This window comes from Arthrobacter sp. StoSoilB20 (assembly GCF_019977295.1).
Taxonomy (GTDB): Bacteria; Actinomycetota; Actinomycetes; order Actinomycetales; family Micrococcaceae; genus Arthrobacter; species Arthrobacter nicotinovorans_A.
In genome coordinates, this window is sequence record NZ_AP024651.1 from 2,412,818 (window position 1) to 2,434,985 (window position 22,168).

A 22,168-nucleotide genomic window follows, 5' to 3' on the forward strand; every position below is an offset into this window, starting at 1 on the left:
AGAAAAGTTCTGGCTAGAGTCGTAACAACAACATGAATGGAGATACCCGTATGGCACGCCCGCTGGTCCCGCTGATATCCATCGATGCACTCGTCACCGCCGCCCTTGAGTTGGTGGACGAGGCAGGGGACTTCAGCCTGCCCAAACTGGCCAAGCGGATCGGCGTGAGCCAGTCCTCCATTTACAACCACGTCAGCGGACGGGAAGAAATCCTTGAGTTGATGCGTGGCCGGATCATCGCCGAAAGCCCCTATGCGCTGGAGGACGGGCACGACTGGGAAGCTTCGCTTCGCACGATTGTCCGCAGTTACCGCGATGCCTTCGCACGCCATCCAAAACTCGCGCCACTGTTGGTGCTCCAAACAGTGCAGGATGACAAGGTGATGGGACTCTACGAGGACCTGGCTGTGGCATTGGAAGCCGCCGGGTTCCGCGGCCGGGACGTGATGTCGGCGATTTCCACCATTGACAGTTTCGCCCTGGGTTTTGCCCTGGACCTTGCAGCGCCGGAGGTCGTCTGGGCGCCACCGGCACAGGGGTACCCTGCCCTCACCAATGCCCTGGCTTTCGCAGGACCGGCTGGTGAACGCGGCGAGGCAGCCTTCGATTTCGGCCTCGAGATCCTCGTCGCCGGTTTGCATTCGCGCCTGCAGTCAACTGTGCTGTGACGTTGATGGTGCCGGGGATCCGGAAAGCCCCATGACCATCCTTAATACATGGTGGGAGGCGGTGGTCCGCGGATTCACGGACGTCCAGACCACAGCGGTCCCGCTACCGGCCCTGCTGGGGATCCTGGCATGTGCGGTGGTACTGAGCATTCCGCGCATCACTTGGCGCTGGTTCGGCTTGTACGTCACCTTCGTGCACGAGCTTGGCCACGCCTACGCAGCACTTATGACCGGGCGATTTGTCCACGGACTCCGGATCGGTCTTGACCATTCCGGGCGGCTGGTCAGCAGTGGACGCAGTGCGTTCGGTGCGGCTTGGTCGGGGTTTTGGGGTTACCCGGCCCCTGCCGTGGTTGGCTTTGGACTGATCGCCGCATTCGCGGCGGGCCGTTCCGGGGCGGCGATGTCCGTAGGGGCTTTGATCCTGCTGGTCTCGCTGATCTTCCTCAGAAACGCCACCGGCATTTTGGTGGCTGTGGTGAGCGCGGCAACTGCCCAACTGCTGATCCTGTTCGCTACTCCTGCCGCAGTGAACTACGTCGTCCTGGCACTTGGCGTTGCCCTCTCGGTGGGGGGCGTCCGCGACCTCCTTAAACTGGCCGGGGTACACACCCGCCGCCGGGACAGGCTGGCGGCATCGGACGCCTTCATTCTGGGCCGAACCACGGGCATTCCGGCCTTCGTATGGTTGGCCGGCTTCACCGTGGTGATCCTCGGATGCGCTGCAGCTTCTGCGTGGTTGTTGTGGGGGATACTGGCCGTTTAGTGTGCAGCACACACTGCGCTCCGCGCTCTTCAACAACGGGCCGCCGGCCAGCGGCAGGTACTGCCCCCGCGAGCCCTTGCCATGTGGCCGCCCAGGGTGTCCAATCCTGTAAAGGGTTCGAACCGTACGTGTTCGGACTCCTGCCGGGAATCAGCACCAGGAGGTGCCCATGTCCGCGAGGAGCGCACGGGAAACGCCAAAGGCAAGCGCAACCGGAATGCCGGAGACCCGAAGGAGTGACACTGGAGCGGCCCTGGCAGCAAGTGAACCGGCCCGAATACGGAACGTCGCCCTCGTAGGCCATTCGGGAGCCGGTAAGACCATGCTGGTGGAATCGTTGCTCGCCGCGACGGGGGCCATCACCAGGATGGGATCCATCAGCGAAGGGACCACAGTCGGCGATTCCGACCCTTCCGCGATCCACCAGCAACGGTCCGTGAGCATGTCAGTGGCCCCAATTGCGGTGGGCGGTGTCAAGGTCAATTTGATCGACACTCCCGGCTACACCGATTTCACCGGTGAACTGCGGGCTGGTTTGAGGGCTGCCGATGCGGCCCTTTTTGTTGTGTCGGCAGTGGAGGGCATCGATGCCGCGACCGTGGCCCTGTGGGGCGAATGCGGGAAAGTAGGCATGCCACGGGCCGTGGTCATCAGCAAACTGGACCATCCGCGCGGCGACTTCAGTGCCGCCGTCGTGCGGTGCCGGGAGGCCTTTGGGGAAGCAGTCCTGCCGTTGTACCTTCCTGCGGTGGGCAATGCCGGCCTTGTGGCCATACTTGGCGCCCCCTCCGATGGGGATCAGGCACCAGTGACCTCTGTTGATGAGGCTCGTGGGCCATTAATCGAAGGGATCATTGCCGAGAGCGAGGACGAAACCCTCATGGACCGGTACCTGGGCGGGGAGGAGTTGCCGCTGGCGGACCTCATCCAGGACCTGGAGACAGCTGTAGCCCGGGGGAGCTTCTTCCCCGTGATCCCCACCTCGGCAGAGACCGGTGTGGGCCTTTCGGAGCTGATGGACCTGCTGGTTGATGCTTTGCCTTCACCCATGGAACGCACCGCCCCTGCCGTGATGGCATTGGACGGAAAGTCCATCAAGCCGCTGGCCTGCGATCCTTCAGGGCCATTGGCCGCCGAGGTGGTGCGGACCACCGTGGATCCGTTCCTGGGCCGTGTTTGCTTGGTGCGTGTCTTCTCCGGGACCCTTCGGGAAGATTCCTCGATCCATATTGGTGGCAGGGGACTCGCGGACAGGGGCCACGAGGACCATGATGCTGACGAACGCGTCACCCACCTCTACGCGCCGGTGGGCTCCGGCCTGAAGGCCGTTCCGCAATGTGTCGCGGGGGACATTTGTGCCATCAGCAAACTTGGGCGCGCCGAGACCGGGGATACCGTCTCGGGCAGGGAAGCGCCGCTGCTGATCGAGACGTGGAATATGCCCGAGCCGTTGATGCCCATTGCGATAGAAGGCGCGTCAAGGAGCGACGAGGACGTGCTGGCGAAGAGCATCGGAAAAGTAGCCGCCGCGGACCCAACGCTTCGCTTGGAACGCAACCCCGACACCCACCAACTCATCCTGTGGTGCATGGGTGAAGCCCATGCCGAGGTGGTCCTGGACAGGCTGCGCGGCCAGGGCGTCAAGCTGCAGACCGTGGACGTCATCACGCCACTCAGGGAGACATTTGCCACCAAAGCCGTGGGACACGGGCGGCACGTCAAACAATCAGGGGGACATGGGCAGTTTGCGATCTGCGACATCGAGGTGGAGCCCCTTGCCCGGGGTGAGGGTTTCGCGTTCACCGACAAGATCGTGGGCGGAGCGATCCCCGCAACATTCGTTGCCAGTGTTGAGAAAGGTGTCCGTTCCCAAATGCTCAAGGGCGTGTCCGCCGGGTTCCCGGTGGTGGATATCCAGGTGACGTTGGTTGGCGGGAAGACCCACAGCGTTGACTCCTCGGACGCGGCCTTCCAGGCAGCCGGCGCACTTGCCCTTCGCGAAGCAGCGGCAGCTGCCAAAATGCAGCTGCTGGAACCTGTGTCCTCAGTTGTTGTCAGCGTCTCTGATGAGTACGTGGGGGCGGTGATGAGTGATCTTTCCGGGCGGCGCGGCCGGGTCACCGGCACTGACGCAGCTGATGGCGAGGGAGCGGAGATCAGTGCTGAAGTGCCGGATCAGGAACTCCTGCGCTACGCCATCGAACTGCGTGCACTCACCGCCGGTACGGGACGTTTCCGGCGATCCTACCTTCGCCACGAGCCCGTGCCAAAGTAGTCCGGGGCCTCGGAGCAGGGTTTTGCCTGCCAGGTCAGTTTGCGCGCATGAAGGCAGCCACCGCCGGTGCCAGCGATGCCCCGGTCTCGGCCGCCCCGCGTTTAAGGCCCTTCACCGCGAACGAATGGTCACCCCCGTCGCTCCACTGGAGCGTCGCCGTCGGGCCTATCTTTTCCACCACGGCCTCCAACAATTCCGGCGTGGCAAACGTATCGCGCGTCCCTTGGAGGAACAGCATGGGCACCTTGATGCCGTAGAGGTGTTCATCGCGCAGCTTTTCCGGTTTGCCCGGGGCGTGCAAAGGGTAGCCGAGGTACACCAGTCCGCGGGCAGGCATACCCTCACCCACAGCCATGGATGCCATGCGCCCTCCGAAGGATTTGCCTCCCGCCCAGACAGGGCCGCCGTCACCAAGCCCAGCGGCCGCAGCCATCACCTCGCGCCAAGTGGAGATGGCCAGCGGCGGACGGTCAGGGAACCGGCGTCCCGCTTCGCGGTAGGGAAAGTTGAAGCGCAGGGTAGCTACGCCCTCATGAGCCAGGGCTTCGGCGAAACCCTGGAGGAAGGGATGCTCCATTCCTGCGCCGGCACCGTGGGCCACCGCCAAGGTGGCGAAAGGGTTCTCCGGCCGGAGGTGGATGGCGGAGATGTTTGATTCTCCGACAGCGATGGTGAGGGGTGTTTCGGTGCTTGCCATATCTCCATCATTGCCCACCACACCGAAAATACCGTGGGTGCTGACGTGTGGGCCATTAACGGGGTAGCTTGTGGCCATGGCCAGCGAAGCAACCACCGTCACAGTGCCCGGTCCCCACGGCTCCCGGGAGGTCAGGATTTCCAGTCCAAGCCGGGTGATGTGGCCCGCGGCGGGATTGACCAAGCTGGACCTCGCCAACTATCTTATCGACGTCGGAGAGGCGTTTGTGGCCGCCAACGGGAACCGGCCGATCAGTCTTCAACGCTATTCGGGCAACATCGAGGGCGAGATGTTCTTCTCGAAGAACCCGCCCAAAGGTGCTCCGGACTATGTCCGTTCCGTCCCCGTGACCTATCCCAGTGCCCGGTCCCATCCGCAGCTGGTGATCGATGAGCCTGCTGCAGCGGTATGGGCGGCGCAAATGAACACCGTGGTCTTCCACCCCTGGGCCTCCCGGGCTGATGACCCCGATAATCCGGACCAGCTGCGGATAGACCTTGATCCCCAGCCGGGAACCGATTTCGACGACGCCATCCCGGCCGCCCTGGAGCTCCGGTCAGTGCTGGAAGAAGCCGGCCTGACAGCATTCATCAAGACCTCCGGCAACCGCGGACTGCACGTCTACGCGCCGATCCACCCCAAGCACGAATTCCTTGACGTGCGACATGCGGTGATCGCCGCTGGCCGTGAGTTGGAACGGCGTATGCCGGACAAGGTCACCACCGCGTGGTGGAAAGAGGAACGCGGGACGCGGATCTTTGTGGACTTCAACCAGGCCAACCGGGACCGGACCATAGCGGGGGCCTACAGCCCGCGTGCCGTTCCCACGGCCCAGGTCTCTTGCCCGCTGACCTGGGATGAGCTGGAGAAAGCCGATCCCGCTATGTACACCATCGCCACGGTTCCGGACCGACTGGCGAAGACCGGCGACCCGTGGTCGTCCATGCACGATCACCCCGGCGATATCGACGTGCTGCTGTCCTGGTGGGAGCGGGATGTCGGAAACGGCCAGGGTGAGATGCCCTTCCCGCCGGAATTCCCCAAAATGCCGGGCGAGCCGATGCGTGTTCAGCCGAGCCGGGCACGCAAGCCGGAGGAGTAAGCCGGGGGCCGTGCCGGAACCAGCCGCCGGCTGGGGTTACTCGAAACGCGAGGTATCGCCCATGCCCCGCCGCACCACCTCTGCAACTCCGCTGGAGAAGTCAATCACAGTGGTGGGCTCCGAGCCGGTGTCGCCCGCGTCAATGACACCATCAACCTGGTTGTCCAGGCGCTCCTTGATTTCCCAGCCCTGGGTCAGCGGCTCTTCCTCATCCGGCAACAGGAGTGTGCTGGAGAGCAAAGGCTCACCAAGTTCGGCCAACAGTGCCTGGACTACCTTGTGGTCGGGAATGCGGACGCCCACGGTTTTCTTCTTGGGGTGCAATAGCCGTTTGGGTACTTCGCGGGTTGCAGGGAGGATAAAGGTGTAGCTGCCGGGGGTGACCGCCTTGATGCTCCTGAAGATGTCGTTGTCCAGCATGACGAATTGCCCCATCTGGGCGAAGTCCTTGCACACCAGGGTGAAGTGGTGTTTGTCGTCCAGGTGCCGGATGGTCCTGATGCGGTCCAGGGCTTCCCGGTTGCCGATCTGCGCCCCCAGCGCGTAGCAGGAGTCGGTGGGGTAGGCGATCAGGCCGCCGCCTTGGAGCATATTCACCACTTGGCCGATGGCGCGTGGTTGTGGATCTTCAGGGTGAACGTCAAAGAATCTGGCCATGGGAAGAGCCTACGACAAAGCTATGACAACACGTCCTTGGTGGAGAATTTTGCATAGGCCAGCGCGCCGCAGACGGCGATGTAACCGGCCTGGAGGACGGCGTTCGCGGCAAAGGATGCCCAGGAGATCGGCTGCCGCAGCAAATCGGCGAATCCCAGCCAATGATGGCTGAAAAGCCACGGGTGCAGCCACTCAAGCTGGGGGAGGTTGTCCAATACCTGTGAAACGACTGAAAGGACGATCGTGGCGGCCATTGCTCCGACAGGCACGTCCGTGAAGGTCGAAATCAGCAGGCCGATTGCCGACAACCCCAGGAGCGAGACCGTGATGTAGGCAGCAATCAGCAGGGTCCTCACGCCGGCCTCGCCTACGCTGATCGTGTCGCCGGACAGCAGCGTCACCGGCCCTACTGGAAAAAGTACGACGCCGGCCAAGGCGCCGGACGCTGCCACGGCAGCAGTGGCGGCGCAACAGAAGACGACGGCTCCGGCATATTTGACCAACAACAGGCGGATCCGCCCCGCTGGAGCCAACAGCAGGTATCGGAGGGTTCCAACGTTCGCCTCTCCGGCGATGGTGTCACCGGCCACCACTCCAACAGTCAGCGGCAGGAACAGAGGAACGCACACCACCAAAGCAGTCACGGCAACGAAGAGGCCGTTCTGGGTGATGCGATCCAGAAAGAGTGGTCCCCGTCCGGGTGTAGTGGGTCGGGACGACAATTTTACGGCCACGGCAATCAGGAGGGGCACGGCAGCAAGGGCGATCAGCATGGCCCACGTGCGGAGCCTGCGGAACAGCACTGACAACTCGGAGCCCAGCAGTGCCCAACCGGCTGCCGGCCGGACGTACGCCGGGGGCCGTTGCCCGGAAGATTCAGCCGACAACGTCGAACCCCTCCCCGGTCAAAGACACAAAGCGTTCTTCCAGGCTCGCATTTTCCACAGCGAAGCCACGGACCCTGACGCCCCCTTCAACCAGTGCGGCCACAATCGCTTCAGGTGCCAAGCCACTAAGCCCCGTGCCCAGCAGGGCTGTGGTTCCCGGGCGGCTCACGGTGCCGGGAGCGTCGCCAGGGACCAACCCGAGGCGGGCCAGGACGCTGGAAGCACGTTCGGCGTCGGGCGTTTGAACCACAACGCGGGCCTGCCCGGCCGAGCGCAGCTCCTCCAAGGGACCTTGGGCCACCAAACGCCCGGCGCTCATCACCCCAACGTCCGTGCACATTTGTTCCACCTCAGCGAGCAGGTGGCTGGAAACGAACACTGTGGTCCCGCCCGCGGCCAGGGAACGAACCAAGCTCCTCACTTCACGCGTGCCCTGGGGATCCAGTCCATTGGTTGGTTCGTCCAGGACCAGCAGTTCCCGCGGCCGGAGCATTGCATTGGCAAGGCCAAGCCGCTGCTTCATGCCCAAAGAATAGGTGCGGACCTTCTTGGCCGCAGCGTGGCCGAGCCCCACACGCTCCAGTGCGTCATTGACCCGTTGGCGCCTGGTGGAGGATGAAGCATGGCGGTCGGCCGAATCCAAGCGCATCAGGTTGCCCCGTCCCGAGAGGAACGGATAGAAACCGGGGCCCTCCACCAGGGCGCCGACTTCAGGCAGGACCACGGCGAGCGACTTCGGCATGTCCTGGCCGAGCACGCGGATCTCGCCGCTGCTTGCCGAAGCCAGTCCCAGCAGCACCCGGATAGTGGTGGTCTTACCTGAACCGTTGGGACCAAGGAAGCCGTAGACAGAGCCGCGCGGAACCGCAAGGTCGATTCCCTCGACGGCGGAGCGGTGACCAAAGCGCTTGATGAGGCCGTGCGTTTCTATGGCAAAGTCTCTGGGGGCGGCTTCGCTCACAGGGCGGCAGCCGCTGACTGAAGCCGTTCCAGAGGCACCATGCCGGCAAAGACGCGGCCGTCGTCGAGAATCAGGACGCTGAGCAGTGAGGTCGTCAACGCCCGGCCGCCGGAAACTGGTTGCAGTGCTTGGGCCAGTTGCGGATTGGCCGTGAACGCTGCCGGCGCAGCGCCTGCCGGCAGGGCAATGACTGCGTCCCAGCCCTGACCAATCACGGTGGGTCGGGGTCGATCGGGTTTCTGGCTGTCCTGAGGCGTGGGCGCCGTGGGTGCCGCCATGGCAGGTGCGGGCCTGGCGGGCAGGACCTTCTCCGTCACGGTGGAACCTGGGGGCGGGGTGAACTCGAACAGGGCAGGCTCGGGGACAGTCAGGCTCAGCTCCGTAAATGCCAGCGAATACGCGGGGTCCTCCTGACCCTTGGCCCTCACTTCCACACCCAACGTCAGGCCTGTTTCAGCATCGACGTCGATCGCCACGGAGTCAACCAGGGTGGAGGCGGTACGGGGACGCAGGCTGAGACGGTAAGCACTCCGGCCGGCAACCGTAGAAGAATCGTCAACCGAGACCTCTGTGCTGGCTTCAATGCCTGCCAGCAAACGGTTTGCCATGGACCCGGGCGTGGGCAAGTCCCGGGGAGCCATGTCTACTGCTCCGGTGGGCATCGGTGCCGTGAAGTGGACGGCGCTGTTATCCGCCGATTTGTAGAACCATACGCCCCGTCCATTGACAACCACGTCACGTTCGGCCATGCGGTCCATAACCTGGAAACGGGCCTTGGACGGGCCGTCCACATAGACGCGGGCCGTGTGGGTCCCGGTCAACAATTCCATGGCCGGGACTGCACCTGGGGTGGTTCCGGGGCCGGCAGCCGGCATTTCCGGCAATCCCAACGCCGCGGATTGTTCCAGGGTGCCGGAGAAATCCCGGACCTCGCTGCGTGCCACCATTGCCAGGATTTCTTCGGCGGTCTTGTCAGGCAAGGACGCAGCGGCACCGGCTTGGATGGAGCCGAACGCCACAGTCATCGCGGCAACAACCGAAACCACCACGGCAGGCAGCCACCGCTGCTTGGATCGCGTCACCATCACCAGCCACCGATCGTGAAAGGCATGGCTCCAGACTACTCCGGTTACCTGTGCCTATCACCTGTTCGCGCGTCAGGCTTTAATCAGTTGCCGTGCCAGTTCAACCGCCCCGTGGACCGGTGTTTGGGAGAGGATCCGGATTGATGAGGGATCCTCCAAGGAGACTTTCCTGGCAACGGCGCCGGCGAGTTCGCTGTGGTTCACCAGCAGGCTGCCCGCCATGACCAGGGGCAGGTCCAGGCCGAGTTCGCCCAGGACCTGTCGAGCCAACGCCGCAAGGTGATGTGCCGCTTCAGCCTGGATCCGGACCGCGGCGTGATCGCCCTCAGCCGCCAGCTCGAGAACCAGGGGAGCCAGGGTTGCCCAGTGGTCAGGTTCCGGCTTCGCGTAGAAGGAGTCCATCAATTGCAAGGCGTCCACGTTCGCTGTGGCTGCCATGAGCGCGCGGACCATTGTGCCAGGTTCCAGTCCGGCGTAGTACTCCCGCAGGGCTTCTCGAACCGCGTCCCGCACCACGGAGTATCCGCCGCCCTCGTCGCCCAGCAAGTAGCCGTAGCCTCCACTGCGGGCTTCCATTCCGTCCCCGTTCCGGCCCCAGGCTACCGAACCGGTACCTGCAACCAGGACAACGCCGGCGTCCAAGCCTGCTGCAGCGAGAACGATGCGGGTGTCATGGACCACCTCTATGCGGGCACCAGGGAAGTGTTCGGTCAGCAGGGCGGACAGAACTGCCCGGCTGGCCGGGGTGTCCGCGCCCGCAGCTCCTGCGCACACGGCTTCGATTCCGCTTCCCACACTAGCGGCGATTCTGCGCAGGACTGCGTCGGCTCCTTGGTGGCCCACGGAGGAGAGGTTGGCGCTCGCTTCGGTGATTTCCATGCCCTCACCGTTTGCGTGGGTGGCATCCCACCGGACAGCGTGGGTCTTGGAGCCGCCGATGTGCAGGCCAAGGACCGCCGGCGTGGTTTCCGAAGGCCCAGTGGCATCTGCCTTCAACGCAGAGGCACCCGCTGCAGTGCTTTCGACGCTGGGGCTTCCTCCGCCGTTTTCGGGGAACTGCTGTACTTCCTCCACTGATGTCCCTTCGTTTTCCGGCGTGTCAGACCAGCGTGGTCCACAGCGGCTCACTTCAGATTGGCATAGACCAATAATGTTGTCTACAAGTAGGATGTCCAATATGCCACCCGACGCCGTCCCAGGTACACCCAAGTACTACCTCCTCAAGACCGAGGTTCTTGGACTTATCGCGGGCCTCAAACCCGGCACCCTGATCCCCACCGAGCGCGCACTGGCCGAGAAATACACCACGTCCCGCACCACAGTCAGGCAAGCCATCAGCGAACTCGTGGCTGAGGGAAAGCTGGGCCGCATCCAGGGGCACGGAACCTTTGTGGCGCCTCCCAAGGTGACCCATGTCAGGCAGTTGACCTCCTTCTCCGATGACGCCCGCAACCAGGGATTGCGGCCCGATTCCACGACGCTTGCCTTGGGAGTCGTCACCTCGGAGGCAGCAGTAGCCGCCTGTTTGGGCCTTGATCCAGGCGATCCCGTGACCCGCCTCGAACGCATCCGGCTTATTGACGGGGAACCGCTGGCACATGAGGTTGCCTGGCTTCCCGGCAAGCTTCCAGGCTTGAAGTCCCAGCTTGCCAAGGCAGGTTCGCTCTATGCCGTCCTGGCCGATGTCTACGGCCGGCGCGTGGCCGACGTCGAGGACACCGTGGAGACGGCCCTGGCCGGGCCGGAGGATGTCAGGCTGCTGGGGATCGAGATGGGAGCGCCTTTGTTGGTGGTGCACCGGCTGGCCCGCGACGCTGCGGGGACCCCGGTGGAGTGGACCCGCAGTGCGTTCCGCGGGGATAGATTCCGGTTCGTATCCCGGGTGAAGGCAGGAGACTGAGATGGCCAATTCGTCCTCAGGGGAGTCGATAATCCGGCGTTTCGTGCGGCTGGTTGGAGCGTTCGACGACGCACACCTCACCATGAGCGTCGCCAACCTGGCCAGGCGCTCGGGGCTGCCGGTGACCACCACCTACCGCCTGGTGGATGAACTCCTCCATGAAGGACTGCTGGAGCGCGAAACCAGCGGCGAGGTCCGGATCGGAACCAGGCTGTGGGAGTTGGTCTCCAGGAGTTCGCGCATGGTGGGCCTGCGTGAAGCGGCGCTGCCATTCATGGAAGACGTTCAGTCGGTGGTCCAGCACTCCACCACTTTGGGGATCCTGGATTCTGAAGAGGTGTTGTATATCGAACGGATTGGCTTCCGGGATTCATTGGTTGACATCACGAAAGTTGCCGGCCGCCTCCCGGTCCACGGAACCTCATCCGGGTTGGTGTTGCTGGCTTACTCACCACCGGCTTACCAAGACCTGTTCCTGTCGCGGACGCTGGAAAAGTTCACCGATGCCACGCTGACCGACCCTGGCGAGTTGAGGCGGCACCTGGCCAACATCCGGCAACGGGGCTTCGCCTCCATGCCCGGGATCATCGTGCCCGAATCCAGCGGAATCGCAGTCCCTGTCTTTGGCCGCAGCAGTACCGTGGTTGCAGCCCTTAGCGTAGTGGTGCCCAGAAACGAAGAAAACGCTGCGGCGCGGGTGCCGGTCCTGATGACTGCGGCGCGCGGAATTTCCCGCGCGCTTGGTTGGCGGGGAGAACTCAAGGGCGCCGTCCGGCAAAGCAACGGAAGCATCTGATTCCCGTTCATCGGTAACCCTGTGGTTCCACTCACACGTCCACTGGCAGAGTTGAATCCAGCAGGGCACCCGCCCGAAACCCACCACACCACGGCCTCATGGGGGCCTCTGTTGTGCTGCCCTGCCGTACCCGGGTTTGAGAAGCGGCAACGCCGCGGCAGGAGGAATTGGTCATGGAAACTGCAACGCAGCCGAGCCCGGAGTCCGGAGGCAGGCGGGTGGAAGGAAAGGTCGCAATCGTCACCGGCGGCAGGGGGGACCTGGGCGGCGCCACAGCCCGCCTCCTTGCCCGGCACGGTGCGATCGTGGCCAGCTTGGACCAGGCAGGAACAACTGCAACGGACGCCCATCCCGGCATCACCGAGTACGACGTCGACGTCACCAACGAACACAGCGTCGCCCAGGCTGTGAAGCAACTGAGCGGCGACCTCGGCCAGCCGGACATCCTGGTCAACGCAGCAGGAATCATCGGTCCGGCAGGTGCCAGCCACACTGCCAGCATGGACCAGTTCAACCTCATTTTCGACGTCAACGTCAAAGGGGTGTGGCTGATGACCAAGCACGTGGTTCGGGCGATGATCGCCAAAGAGTCCGGCAGCATCATCAACTTCTCCTCCATCCACGGGCTGACCGGCGGGCGCAATGTCCCGCTGTACCACGCCACCAAGGGAGCTGTCCGGCTCTTGAGCAAGTCGGACGCAGCGGCCTACGGGGCATACGGGGTCCGGGTGAATTCCATCCATCCGGGCTCAATGAACACCCGGATGAGCCGGCACTCAGCAGAACAGTCGGACATTGGGGCGGAGGCGTACTACCAGCAACTGGTGGGCGGAAATCCTCTCCCTCGCCAAGGCGAGCCTGAGGAAATCGCCTACGGAGTCCTCTACCTGGCCTCGGACGAATCCCGGTTTACCACCGGATCCGAATTGGTCATCGACGGCGGCTACACGGCTGTCTGACCACCAGAACTTTTCACGCCCTACGAGAGGTACCACCATGAAATACCTGAACGGCACCCCTGCCGATACCTATGACGTCGTCGTTGTCGGTTCCGGCGCCGGCGCCCTGACCGCAGCCGCCACGGCCGCACGTGCCGGCAAGTCCGTCGTCGTACTGGAAAAGACCGAATTGCTGGGCGGCACGTCCGCAGTATCCGGAGGCATGCTGTGGATTGCGGACAACCATCATGCCCGCGAAGCGGGGCTGTCCGATTCCAAGGAAGCGGCGGCCCGGTATGTCCGCGCCGTTGCCCGCGGACGGAGCCGCGAAGAACTGCTGGATGCGGCACTCACCTACGGTGACACCATGCTCCGTTTTACCGAAGACGAATGCGGCCTGCAGTTCATTTTCCTGGACAACTTTCCCGACTATCGCCAGGACCTGCCCGGTTCCGTGGATGGCGGAAGGACTGTTGAACCCGGGCTTTACAACATTCGCGAGGCTCTCGGCGGGCTCGCAGCCCACGTCCGCTCCGACGGGAGGGCGCCCTTCACCATGCAGGAGTACGAGGCCTGGGGTGCATTCACCAAGTTCCCCTGGGAAAAACTGAACCAACGGCAGGAGCAGGGGCTCGTGGCCAAAGGCCAGGCCCTGGTGTCCATGCTGTTGGCCAGTTTGGTCAGGGACAGCGCCGCGCTGGTGGTTGGTGCCCGCGGGCAGAAGCTGTTGAACGACGGCGGCAGGGTAGTGGGCGTCCAGCTCGAGTCAGGGGAGATGTTCCACGCCAACGACGGCGTCGTCCTCGCCACGGGCGGTTTCGAATGGGACAAGGCACTTGCGGACTCATTGTTGGCTTCACGGCTCTACATCATGTGTTCTCCGCCGTCGAATACCGGCGATGGCCTGAAGATGGCCCAGCGGGCAGGTGCCCAAATCCGGGGAACCCGCGAGGCCTGGTGGGCGCCAATGTCCATCACAGGCGACACCCGCGATGGAGCGCCCGTGGGGACCCTGCTCCGTTTTGAGCGGCAAGGACCGGGCTCCCTTATGGTCAACCGCCATGGCCGGCGGTTTGCCAACGAGTCCCAGAACTACAACGACCTCGCCCGCTGCCTGCAGTCATGGGATTCGCCCAACAACCAGACACTGAACACACCCGCACATGTGGTGTTCGACCACAGCTACCTGGAGCGCTACGGCGTCCTGGCACATCGGGCAGGCCAGCCGACGCCGGACTACCTGGTGGAAGGTGCCACGTTGGCGGAACTGGCCGCCAGGATCGGTGTCCCCGCCGGGAACCTGGAGGCCACCGTTGATCGCTTCAACCTCCATGCTGTCAAGGGCGAAGACCCCGACTTCGGCCGTGGCGAAAGTGCCTATGACAAATACTGGGGCGACGACGACTGCCCGTGGCCCAACCCGTCCCTGGGTCCGCTGCAGACCGGGCCGTTTTATGCAATGGAGGTGGTCAATGGAGCTTTTGGCAGCAACGGAGGTGTAGCCACTGACGGCCTTGCCCGGGTTCTGGACGTGGACGGCGATCCCATCCCCGGCCTCTTCGCCGCGGGAAACACCACGGAAAATGCCTACGCTGCAGGCTACCCGGGAGCAGGCGCCACCCTGGGACCCATCATGACCATGGGCTACCTGGCGGGCCGCACCATCGCGGGCGAACCAGCGGAATACAGGCCGGCAGAGTTGGCGGATGCAACAGGAGCCCAGGCGTGATCCGGCACGCAGTGCTGTTCAAGTTCAAGGCTGACTTCCCTGCTGCGGACATGATGGCCTGGCGGAAAGGACTGGACCGGCTGGAGGGCAACATTCCAGGCCTCCTGAAGTTCACGCACGGGACAGATGTCCTCCGGCATGGCCGCTCCTTCGACTACGCGATTGTTGCTGACTTCAACGCCGCCGAAGACCTCGAGGTATACGACACGCATCCGCTGCACGAGCCTCTCAAAATGTTCTCACTTCCCAACAGCGAACAGATTATTGCCGTGGATTTTGTGCTCTAGCTGTAGTTTCCTCGGAGGTTGTGCATAGTGCGGCCAGGGCACGTCAGCATTCCGTCAGCGCTGGATCAGGGGACAGCGGGGGTAATTCCCGATGTTTCCTTCAGGGTCCGGCGGACAAACTCTGCGCCGGGCTCCGCGTAGGCAGCAACAATCCGGCCAAACAGCTCCGCACCTTCGGCCCCGGGCCAGTCCTCCGGCAGGAATTCCGGTGGCAGCCCGGGGTCGAGGTAAGGGATGATCCGCCATCGGTCAATGCACTGCACGTAAATGGAGAAGGCATCCGCGGACGGTTGCACCGTTGTGCTCTGGGGCCTTGAAGCATCGGAACCCTGAGCTCTTGCCGAACCGTGTTCACGGATGAAGTCCCTATGGAGCGCGGCCACTGCGTCCAGGTCCCACCACTTGGCGGCTGCCTCCCGGAGGCTGCCGCCAACCAAGGGAGTTCCCGTCACAAAGATTGTGGCCATGTCCCGGATCGACAGGTCAGTGAGGATCTCCTCAACTTCTTCGCGCAATGTATCAGGGCAGATCCACAAACCCGCCGCCACCGTCCCACAGCCGATCCAGTGGAGCCGGCGCCGCAACTGGTGCCTCTTTTCGCGTTCCGTTTCGGGAATGGAGAAGGAAATCAGGCACCAAGGGTCCTCCAACGACATGCTGCGGGGGTTATAGATGCGGCGGTCACCACGTGCCAGCATGGTTGCAGCGCCGTCGGTGAGGGTGAACCCGGGAATCCCGGCGCGCGTCTCCTGGAGCACCACGTCCTTCTTCCGCAACCGGCCCAGGGCAGTGCGGGTTACTGTTCCGGACGTTCCCAAGGCCTCCATGAGCACAACAATGTCTTTGGCGGACATCCATCCGCCGGCGTCACGCAAGTACAGGCCAATAACGGTTCGCAGCAACGACGTGGTACTCCCTGGACGGGAGTCCATGTCGTCAAGGACGGCGCTCATTCCGGTTACTGCAGTTCAGAGAGCGCGTCGCGGATTGCTGTCACTCCCAGTTCGACTTCGGCAAAGCTTGTGCTCAACGGCGACAAGCCAATGCGAAGGCCGTGCGGAGGGCGGAAGTCGGGGATGACACCCTTTTCCCAGAGCTTTGCGGTGACATCTGAGAAGAGGGGGTGGTCCACAGTGATGTGGGATCCGCGCTCGGCGACGTCACGGGGGCTGACGATTTCAGCGCCCAGCGGAACCAGGAGTTCTTCGGAAAGGGCGATCGCGTATTCGGTGAGCTTAATGGATTTGGCGCGGACTGCGTCCATGCCAACAGAGGCGATCAGCTCCAGCATGTCCTTCATGGGCTGCATGGCCAGCACGGGAGGAGTTCCTGTGATGAACCTGCGCATTCCTTGGGCAGGGCGGTAGCTGTCCGTCATGCCAAACGGGTTCTCAGCTCCCATCCAACCCCAGATGGGTTGCTGGAGGCGGTCCTGCATCGAGGAGTTGACATAAGCGAACGCCGGCGAACCCGGGCCACCGTTGAGGTACTTGTAAGTACAACCTACGGCGATGTCCACGCCCCATTTGTCCAGCTCAAGGGGCACCGAACCTACGGAGTGGCAAAGGTCCCACAGCATCAGTGCGCCGGCCTCGTGCACTTTCGCGGTGATTCCCTCGGCGTCGGCCAGGAACCCGGAGCGATACGCAATGTGGCTCAGGACCACTACCGCTGTCCTATCACCCAACAGTGCGTCCAGGTCCTCCGCGCGCACGCCGCTGGAAGGGTTTGCGGCGATCCATTTGATGGTCGCACCACGTTCCGCGGCAATGCCTTCGATGATGAAGCGGTCCGTGGGAAAGTTGTCGCGGTCAATGATGATTTCATCCCGGCCCGGTTGGGCGTCCACCGCCGCACGGATCATCTTGTAGAGCATCACGGACGTGGAGTCGCCCACGGTGGTCTGCCCTGCGGCCGCGCCCAGGGTCACCTCACCGATACGGTCTCCCACCGTGATCGGCTCATCCATCCACTGCTCATCCCAACCCCGGATGAGGCGGCTGCCCCAGGACTTGTGCACAAAGGCATCCAGGTTCGCAGCGGTGACTTTTAGTGGGCGTCCCAGCGAATTGCCGTCCAGGTATGAGGCAAGCTGATCGGCGTCGGGCGCGTAGAAAGCATCGCGCTGGGCGGCAAGGGGATCAGCGGCGTCCAGTTCGGCCGCCGTTGGCCGCTGGGTCTGCTGTGCTGTGGTCATGGTTCCTCCTTGGGAATATGTGTGGCCGGGCAATGGCCCGGTGGTGGCCTGGATGCTTAGTTACCGATTTCGGTACGGACGGCGTAAAGCTCGGGGAAGAAGGTGAGGTCCAGGGCGCGCTTGAGGAAGTCAACCCCGGAGGATCCTCCAGTGCCCACCTTGAAACCGATGGTCCGCTGGACCGTCCGCAGGTGGCGGAACCGCCAGGCCTGGAAGTTGTCCTCGATGTCCACCAGGTCCTCGCAAGCCTCATACAGGCCCCACGGAGTGTCGTCCGATTCATAGATCTTCTGGAAAATGGGCACGAGGTCCTGGCGGAAGGTCCACGGCTCGCTGGTGTCGCGCTCGAGGATGTCAGTGGGGATCCCGTATCCGGCGCGTGAAAGGACAGCAAGGAAAGCGTCGTACAGCGTGGGTTCCTCCAGGAGTTTGCCAAGCAGCGCATGCGCTTCGGGCTCGCTTTCGAACACCCGCAGCATCCCGCGGTTCTTGTTGCCCAGCAGGAATTCGACAGCACGGTACTGGTAGGACTGGAAGCCCGATGAACTTCCCAGGAATCCACGGAACTGCGAATATTCGCGCGGGGTGAGGGTTCCCAGGACGGACCACTGTTCGGTCATCGTGCGCTGGATAGCCTTCACTCGGGCGATGCACTTCAGGGCTTTGCCCAGGTTGTCGGCATCAAAAAGCCGGCGTGCTTCGAGGAGTTCATGAAGGACCAGTTTGAGCCAGAGCTCGCTGGTCTGGTGCTGGATGATGAACAAAAGTTCATCATGGTGTTCCGGTTGGCTAAGGGGGTGCTGCGAGCTGAGCAGGTGGTCAAGGTCCAGATATCCGCCGTAGGACATGGCGTGCCGGAAATCAGTGCGGACTGTGTCCTCGATATCCCGGACGCTCTGGGCGGAATGGACTGTGGGCTTTTCCATGACTTGAGATTATCACTTCCATGACGCACGTCAAGGGATTGATTTGTGATCTGGTTGAGCCCGGAGTCCCGTAGGCTGAAGGCCAACCATTGGGGAAGGGGGAGTGGCCATGGAATATGCCGGCAGCGCCGCCGTGCCCGTGTCCATCTACCTGGATGTCGATGGCGTGGTAAACCCCTTCAGCCCTATGGGGACCACCGACTGGGGCGGCGAATGGGCAACTGCCGACGCCGGCATCCTGGAGGTGGCTTTCGCGCCGGAATTGGTTGCCGGACTCAATGACCTCGCTGCCCACCCTGCTGCGCGTTTCGTTTGGCTGACCACGTGGGAGCGCCTTGCCCCCGAGTTTCTCTGCCCTGCCATTGGCCTCAACGGTCAGGAGTGGCCCGTCCTGTCCAGCCAAGGCTGGGACCAGGGGTCCGAGTGGTGGAAACTTGTAGCCCTCCAGAAGGATCTGGCGTCCTCGGGAAGCCAGCGGATCGTATGGCTCGATGACCAGCTCAACAGGGAATCCGATGCCCTTTCCTGGGCCGAATACCAGCAGGACCATGTGCTTTGTATCTCACCCGATCCCCGTAAGGGACTGTCGCCGGGCGACCTTGCCGCTGTTCGGGAGTATCTGGGCTGAAGCCCAGGGAAGATACGTTTGTCCGCTCACAGGATGCCACGTAGGATTCTTAAGGTTTCAAGCCCGCCAGAGTGAATGCCGCAAGCAGAGTCAGTTGAACAGTTGCTGAACTATGCTGTGGATGGCAGGTATGGGGAAGTGAAACTGCTGAACGTCGTCGACTCTGCAGATTGGGCAACAGGTGGATATCACCTTCATGGTCGCGCTGGTAATAGCGTTGGCCCTATTCTTTGACTTCACCAACGGATTTCACGACACCGCAAATGCGATGGCTACGCCCATCGCTACGGGGGCGATCAAGCCCAAGACGGCCGTTGCCCTGGCCGCCGTGCTGAACCTCGTGGGTGCCTTCCTCTCCACGGAAGTAGCCAAGACCATTTCCGGCGGGCTGATCCGGGAGGGATCCGATGGCATCCACATCACTCCCGATATTATTTTTGCCGGCCTGATGGGTGCTGTCCTGTGGAACATGATCACCTGGCTTAAGGGCCTGCCTTCGAGTTCGTCGCACGCTTTGTTCGGCGGACTGATCGGCGCAGCCGTTGTGGGCATCGGATTCCACTCCATCAATTTTGAGACCGTGCTGCAGAAAGTGATCCTGCCCGCCGTCTTCGCGCCCCTGATCGCGGGACTGGTGGCGTACATCTGTACCCGCCTGGCCTACGCACTGACCTCACGGCACGATCCCGAGACCGGTGACAAGCTCACGCAGAAACGTGGCGGCTTCCGCACCGGTCAGATTTTTACCTCCAGCCTCGTAGCACTGGCACACGGCACCAACGACGCCCAGAAGACCATGGGCATCATCACCCTGGTCCTTATTGCCGCCGGCACCCAGGAACCGGGCAGCGGTCCGCAGTTCTGGGTCATCGCAGCATGTGCCTTCGCCATCGCCATCGGCACCTATGCCGGCGGGTGGCGCATCATCCGTACCATGGGCTCCGGGCTGACCGAGGTCAAACCGGCCCAGGGTTTCTCCGCTGAAACCAGCACCGCGTCGGCCATTCTCGCCTCATCCCACCTCGGCTTTGCCTTGTCCACCACGCAGGTCGCTTCGGGCTCAGTCATCGGCTCGGGCCTGGGCCGCAAAGGCACCTCCGTTCGCTGGGGTACCGCGGGAAAGATTGCTTTGGGATGGCTCTTCACCCTTCCAGCGTCCGCAATTGTCGGTGCGCTGACAGCGCTGCTGGTGGGCATCGGCGTCGTGGGTGTCATTATTGCCGCGGTGGTGGGAACGGCAGCAGTGCTGTTCATGTTTGTCGCGTCCCGCAAATCGCACGTGGGCCACCACAACGCTGTCGAGGTTGAAGAGGCCCACCACGCGGTGCGGTTCCGCAAGAAAAAGAAGAATCAAAAGACCAGCAAAAACGAGGATGCGCAGCGATGAAATGGTTGGAATTGCTGCAGGTTGCCGGCGTGACCCTGGTGGCAGCCGTGACGCTGGTGGTCCTGTACTCCTTGGGAGTGCGGCTCACCGCCATCGCCGGTGACGCCCAGCAAAAATCACCCGGACTCGTTCGCTCCCTGGCGTTCGTTTGTTTCGGCGTCTGCGGCGTGGCCGTATTGTTCGGAATCTACTTGATAGTTCCCTACTTCGGAAAGTAGCGGCATCTCTGGCCGTCCACGGCATTCGGGAGAATAATCAGCAATGTAGTTATGCACATAACTGCGTGGTTGTGATCCGGTAGATGCGGGGCTGTCATGAAATGCCCATCCCGAAGCCAATCCCTTGGACTGGCCCTGGTTCCGGTCTTGACGCTGGCGCTTTGTGCCTGCCTTCCGCCGGCTCCCCAGGGAGAATCACCCTCTCCCGGTTCCTCCACGGCGGCTGCGCCCGCCCAGCCAAGTTCAAACAACGTGGTCCCTACGGCCACCCAGCCGGCGGGTCCTGCAGGGCCTGGGGCGCCGAAGGCAGAGGCTCCAGTGGTTCGTTGGGTCCCCATAGGACCGGTCGGGCCGAATGATCCCACCTCCGGACAGCGGTACCTTTTGCTTCAGCAATTCCAGTGCGATGCCTTGGTGGACAGCGTGCAGGGGGCGGACGATGCCGCTGTATGGCTGGCTGGCGCAGCGGTTTGCAAGGCGCTTCAAAGCGGGGCCCAGCAGGACTGGCAGCGCGCCTCCATCGCCGTTGCTGCCACGCCGCGGATTCCGCAAACCCAATGCCTGGAGTTCAGGGTGGCTGCCACCGCTGCGTCCCTGCTGGCGCAGCACCGGAGCAACCCCAATGCGGTCTTCACCGTAGAACCAGGGCAGGGCGAAGCCTGCCCGCGGCAGCTCGTTGGCCTGACGGTGGTGGACGAAGAACTCAGGCCCGTCCACGGACTGGCGCGGGCGTCCGGGCCCAGTACCGGCGGAACGATTGTCCGCCTGGACGGCTACTACGTCCGCGTAGGCGATGTCCTGTTCGACGGCGTCCCGGCGGACGCTGAATTCGTCGCCGCCAGGGACGACTACAAGCCCGTCTATTTGCGGATGCCGCCTTCAGGCGGGCGGGACTCCATCCGTATCTCCATTACGGACACAGTGGACGTTGCCGGAACGGTGACCTTCTTCTATGACGACTCCGGCGGTTCCGCCCAGTCCCCGGGCACCGGGAATCCACCACCCGGCAATGGCCCTACCCCCACTGCACCTGCCACTCCACCTGCCACTGCGCCACCGTCAAGCGGGCAGGAGCCGGATGGGCAGGAGTCCGGGCAGCCGTCCGCAACGCAGCCGCCGGCAACGCCGCGCGCCAGCGGTGCCAGCCCCACGGCCGCACCGTGAGCGACGCACCGGATACCGAAGAGCAAATCAACAACACCCGTTGGCAGCGGACCCTTCAGGTCCTCCAGGTCATCGGGCCCCCCTTGACCGTGGCAACAGCATTGCTGGTCTACTTCGGGTGGGCTCGTACGGATGCCCAAGCCAAAGCCATGGGCCTTGACGTCAGCCTGTTCGGCTACACGGTGCAGGACTTCATCCTGCGGAGCATCCAGTCGCTGTTCCAGCCGCTGGCATGGCTGGTGGTCATTGGCCTGCTGTGGCTCATGCTGGACCGTGCTGTGTCGCGGCTTCTCGAGGCAGGGCGCTACAGGAAGGCGGTCCGCCTGTCCGGCACTGTGGTGATGCTGCTCGGCTTTGCCTACGCTGCGGCCATGTGGCTTGCCGTTTCCGCCCGCCCCGAGCAGATCCTGCTGTACGTGCCTTTCCTGATCGCAGGGGGACTGGTGGTGGGGGCATGGGGCATGAACCTCAGACGCAGGACCGATGACCGTACAGAGCCCCCACCGCGGACTCCGCAGGCACCAAGGGCCCTTGAGAGGTCATTGGTGTTCGTCCTCGTCACCCTGTTGCTCTTTTGGGGTACATCCGACTACGCCCAGGCTCTGGGCCGGGGAGCGGCCCTGGATTACCAGGCCCGCTCGAGCCTGTTGCCAACAGCGGTGGTCTACAGCAAAGACCGCCTTGCCGTTGGTGCTCCAAATGTCCGCGAGGAATCGGCCGGCTCCGAGGGGGCCCCGCTCTACCGGTACACGGGGCTGAGGTTGCTGGTGGTCAGCGGCGGACGGATCTTCCTGCTCAATGACGGCTGGTCGCTTGAGCGGGGGCGCGTGGTGGTGCTGCAGGACGACGGCAGTGTCCGGGTCGAGTATGGGAACCCTGCCTCCGACTGACTAGGCTGGC

At 63.2% G+C, this 22,168-nt stretch carries 23 protein-coding genes; 14 read left to right on the plus strand and 9 right to left on the minus strand.

Translation table 11 applies throughout. The annotated features are described in order from the left end of the window. The first annotated feature begins 50 nt into the window (after nucleotides 1-50). From LDN85_RS10840 to LDN85_RS10850, 3 genes are all read left to right on the plus strand, one after another. Nucleotides 51-668, plus strand: coding sequence for a TetR/AcrR family transcriptional regulator C-terminal domain-containing protein (locus LDN85_RS10840; protein ID WP_026540578.1), 618 nt, complete (start codon nucleotides 51-53; stop codon nucleotides 666-668). A 31-nt stretch (nucleotides 669-699) separates the two neighbouring features. Then, on the plus strand, nucleotides 700-1,434 hold the full coding sequence (locus LDN85_RS10845; protein ID WP_026540579.1) for a M50 family metallopeptidase: 735 nt from the start codon (nucleotides 700-702) through the stop codon (nucleotides 1,432-1,434). Nucleotides 1,435-1,603: 169 nt separating this feature from the next. Then, a complete protein-coding gene (locus LDN85_RS10850) occupies nucleotides 1,604-3,709 on the plus strand; it encodes an elongation factor G-like protein EF-G2 (RefSeq protein WP_223943092.1) in 2,106 nt (701 codons plus the stop codon). A gap of 34 nt (nucleotides 3,710-3,743) precedes the next feature. On the opposite strand, the gene LDN85_RS10855 is transcribed toward LDN85_RS10850, so the two are convergent. Next, nucleotides 3,744-4,406, minus strand: coding sequence for an alpha/beta family hydrolase (locus tag LDN85_RS10855; RefSeq protein WP_223943093.1), 663 nt, complete (start codon nucleotides 4,404-4,406; stop codon nucleotides 3,744-3,746). Nucleotides 4,407-4,482: 76 nt separating this feature from the next. On the opposite strand from LDN85_RS10855, the gene ligD reads away from it, so the two are divergent. Continuing rightward, the gene (gene ligD / locus LDN85_RS10860; protein WP_223943094.1) at nucleotides 4,483-5,508 is read left to right on the plus strand and encodes a non-homologous end-joining DNA ligase; all 1,026 of its coding nucleotides are present in this window, start codon (nucleotides 4,483-4,485) and stop codon (nucleotides 5,506-5,508) included. 36 nt (nucleotides 5,509-5,544) lie between these two features. Here ligD and LDN85_RS10865 read toward each other — a convergent pair whose 3' ends face one another. The 5 genes from LDN85_RS10865 to LDN85_RS10885 all read right to left on the minus strand — a co-directional run bounded on the left by LDN85_RS10865 (nucleotide 5,545) and on the right by LDN85_RS10885 (nucleotide 10,172). After that, on the minus strand, nucleotides 5,545-6,165 hold the full coding sequence (locus LDN85_RS10865; RefSeq protein WP_026540583.1) for an L-threonylcarbamoyladenylate synthase: 621 nt from the start codon (nucleotides 6,163-6,165) through the stop codon (nucleotides 5,545-5,547). Between the two features lie 20 nt (nucleotides 6,166-6,185). Beyond that, nucleotides 6,186-7,052 carry an ABC transporter permease gene (locus tag LDN85_RS10870; protein ID WP_223943095.1) on the minus strand — a complete coding sequence of 289 codons (867 nt, stop codon included), beginning with the start codon at nucleotides 7,050-7,052 and terminating at the stop codon, nucleotides 6,186-6,188. Further along, entirely contained in the window at nucleotides 7,042-8,013 is a 972-nt protein-coding gene (locus LDN85_RS10875) for an ABC transporter ATP-binding protein (protein WP_091551746.1), read from the minus strand. Before LDN85_RS10875 ends, LDN85_RS10870 begins: the two co-directional genes overlap by 11 nt. Next, nucleotides 8,010-9,098, minus strand: a complete 1,089-nt coding sequence (locus LDN85_RS10880) for a DUF2092 domain-containing protein (protein WP_346347047.1) — start codon at nucleotides 9,096-9,098, stop codon at nucleotides 8,010-8,012. The genes LDN85_RS10875 and LDN85_RS10880 overlap by 4 nt, the downstream gene beginning before the upstream one ends. Nucleotides 9,099-9,170: 72 nt before the next feature. Beyond that, entirely contained in the window at nucleotides 9,171-10,172 is a 1,002-nt protein-coding gene (locus LDN85_RS10885) for a BadF/BadG/BcrA/BcrD ATPase family protein (protein WP_223943096.1), read from the minus strand. Nucleotides 10,173-10,275: 103 nt separating this feature from the next. On the opposite strand from LDN85_RS10885, the gene LDN85_RS10890 reads away from it, so the two are divergent. From LDN85_RS10890 to LDN85_RS10910, 5 genes are all read left to right on the plus strand, one after another. After that, nucleotides 10,276-10,998 carry a GntR family transcriptional regulator gene (locus LDN85_RS10890; protein WP_223943097.1) on the plus strand — a complete coding sequence of 241 codons (723 nt, stop codon included), beginning with the start codon at nucleotides 10,276-10,278 and terminating at the stop codon, nucleotides 10,996-10,998. A 1-nt stretch (nucleotide 10,999) separates the two neighbouring features. Further along, nucleotides 11,000-11,794 carry an IclR family transcriptional regulator gene (locus LDN85_RS10895; protein ID WP_035760653.1) on the plus strand — a complete coding sequence of 265 codons (795 nt, stop codon included), beginning with the start codon at nucleotides 11,000-11,002 and terminating at the stop codon, nucleotides 11,792-11,794. A gap of 173 nt (nucleotides 11,795-11,967) precedes the next feature. After that, complete coding sequence (locus tag LDN85_RS10900; protein WP_223943098.1) at nucleotides 11,968-12,753, plus strand: SDR family oxidoreductase; 786 nt, start codon at nucleotides 11,968-11,970, stop codon at nucleotides 12,751-12,753. Between the two features lie 37 nt (nucleotides 12,754-12,790). After that, nucleotides 12,791-14,461, plus strand: coding sequence for an FAD-dependent oxidoreductase (locus LDN85_RS10905; protein WP_223943099.1), 1,671 nt, complete (start codon nucleotides 12,791-12,793; stop codon nucleotides 14,459-14,461). Beyond that, a complete protein-coding gene (locus tag LDN85_RS10910; RefSeq protein WP_223943100.1) occupies nucleotides 14,458-14,748 on the plus strand; it encodes a Dabb family protein in 291 nt (96 codons plus the stop codon). The genes LDN85_RS10905 and LDN85_RS10910 overlap by 4 nt, the downstream gene beginning before the upstream one ends. Nucleotides 14,749-14,813: 65 nt before the next feature. On the opposite strand, the gene LDN85_RS10915 is transcribed toward LDN85_RS10910, so the two are convergent. The 3 genes from LDN85_RS10915 to kynA are packed head-to-tail and all read right to left on the minus strand — an operon-like array spanning nucleotide 14,814 to nucleotide 17,871. Then, on the minus strand, nucleotides 14,814-15,701 hold the full coding sequence (locus LDN85_RS10915) for a PaaX family transcriptional regulator C-terminal domain-containing protein (protein ID WP_026546751.1): 888 nt from the start codon (nucleotides 15,699-15,701) through the stop codon (nucleotides 14,814-14,816). 5 nt (nucleotides 15,702-15,706) lie between these two features. Continuing rightward, on the minus strand, nucleotides 15,707-16,945 hold the full coding sequence (kynU, locus tag LDN85_RS10920; RefSeq protein WP_223943101.1) for a kynureninase: 1,239 nt from the start codon (nucleotides 16,943-16,945) through the stop codon (nucleotides 15,707-15,709). A 56-nt stretch (nucleotides 16,946-17,001) separates the two neighbouring features. Beyond that, nucleotides 17,002-17,871, minus strand: coding sequence for a tryptophan 2,3-dioxygenase (kynA, locus tag LDN85_RS10925; RefSeq protein ID WP_026546752.1), 870 nt, complete (start codon nucleotides 17,869-17,871; stop codon nucleotides 17,002-17,004). Between the two features lie 109 nt (nucleotides 17,872-17,980). Between kynA and LDN85_RS10930 the strand changes: the two genes are divergently transcribed. The 5 genes from LDN85_RS10930 (at nucleotide 17,981) to LDN85_RS10950 (ending at nucleotide 22,158) form a co-directional block, all read left to right on the plus strand. Next, nucleotides 17,981-18,499, plus strand: a complete 519-nt coding sequence (locus tag LDN85_RS10930) for an HAD domain-containing protein (protein ID WP_026540595.1) — start codon at nucleotides 17,981-17,983, stop codon at nucleotides 18,497-18,499. A gap of 181 nt (nucleotides 18,500-18,680) precedes the next feature. Beyond that, nucleotides 18,681-19,886: an inorganic phosphate transporter gene (locus LDN85_RS10935; RefSeq protein ID WP_026540596.1), complete on the plus strand. Its 1,206-nt coding sequence runs from the start codon at nucleotides 18,681-18,683 to the stop codon at nucleotides 19,884-19,886. Next, nucleotides 19,883-20,104, plus strand: coding sequence for a hypothetical protein (locus LDN85_RS10940; RefSeq protein ID WP_026540597.1), 222 nt, complete (start codon nucleotides 19,883-19,885; stop codon nucleotides 20,102-20,104). The genes LDN85_RS10935 and LDN85_RS10940 overlap by 4 nt, the downstream gene beginning before the upstream one ends. A 414-nt stretch (nucleotides 20,105-20,518) precedes the next feature. After that, nucleotides 20,519-21,268, plus strand: a complete 750-nt coding sequence (locus tag LDN85_RS10945) for a hypothetical protein (RefSeq protein WP_223943102.1) — start codon at nucleotides 20,519-20,521, stop codon at nucleotides 21,266-21,268. After that, nucleotides 21,265-22,158, plus strand: coding sequence for a hypothetical protein (locus LDN85_RS10950; protein ID WP_223943103.1), 894 nt, complete (start codon nucleotides 21,265-21,267; stop codon nucleotides 22,156-22,158). The genes LDN85_RS10945 and LDN85_RS10950 overlap by 4 nt, the downstream gene beginning before the upstream one ends. The last annotated feature ends 10 nt before the right edge of the window (nucleotides 22,159-22,168 follow it).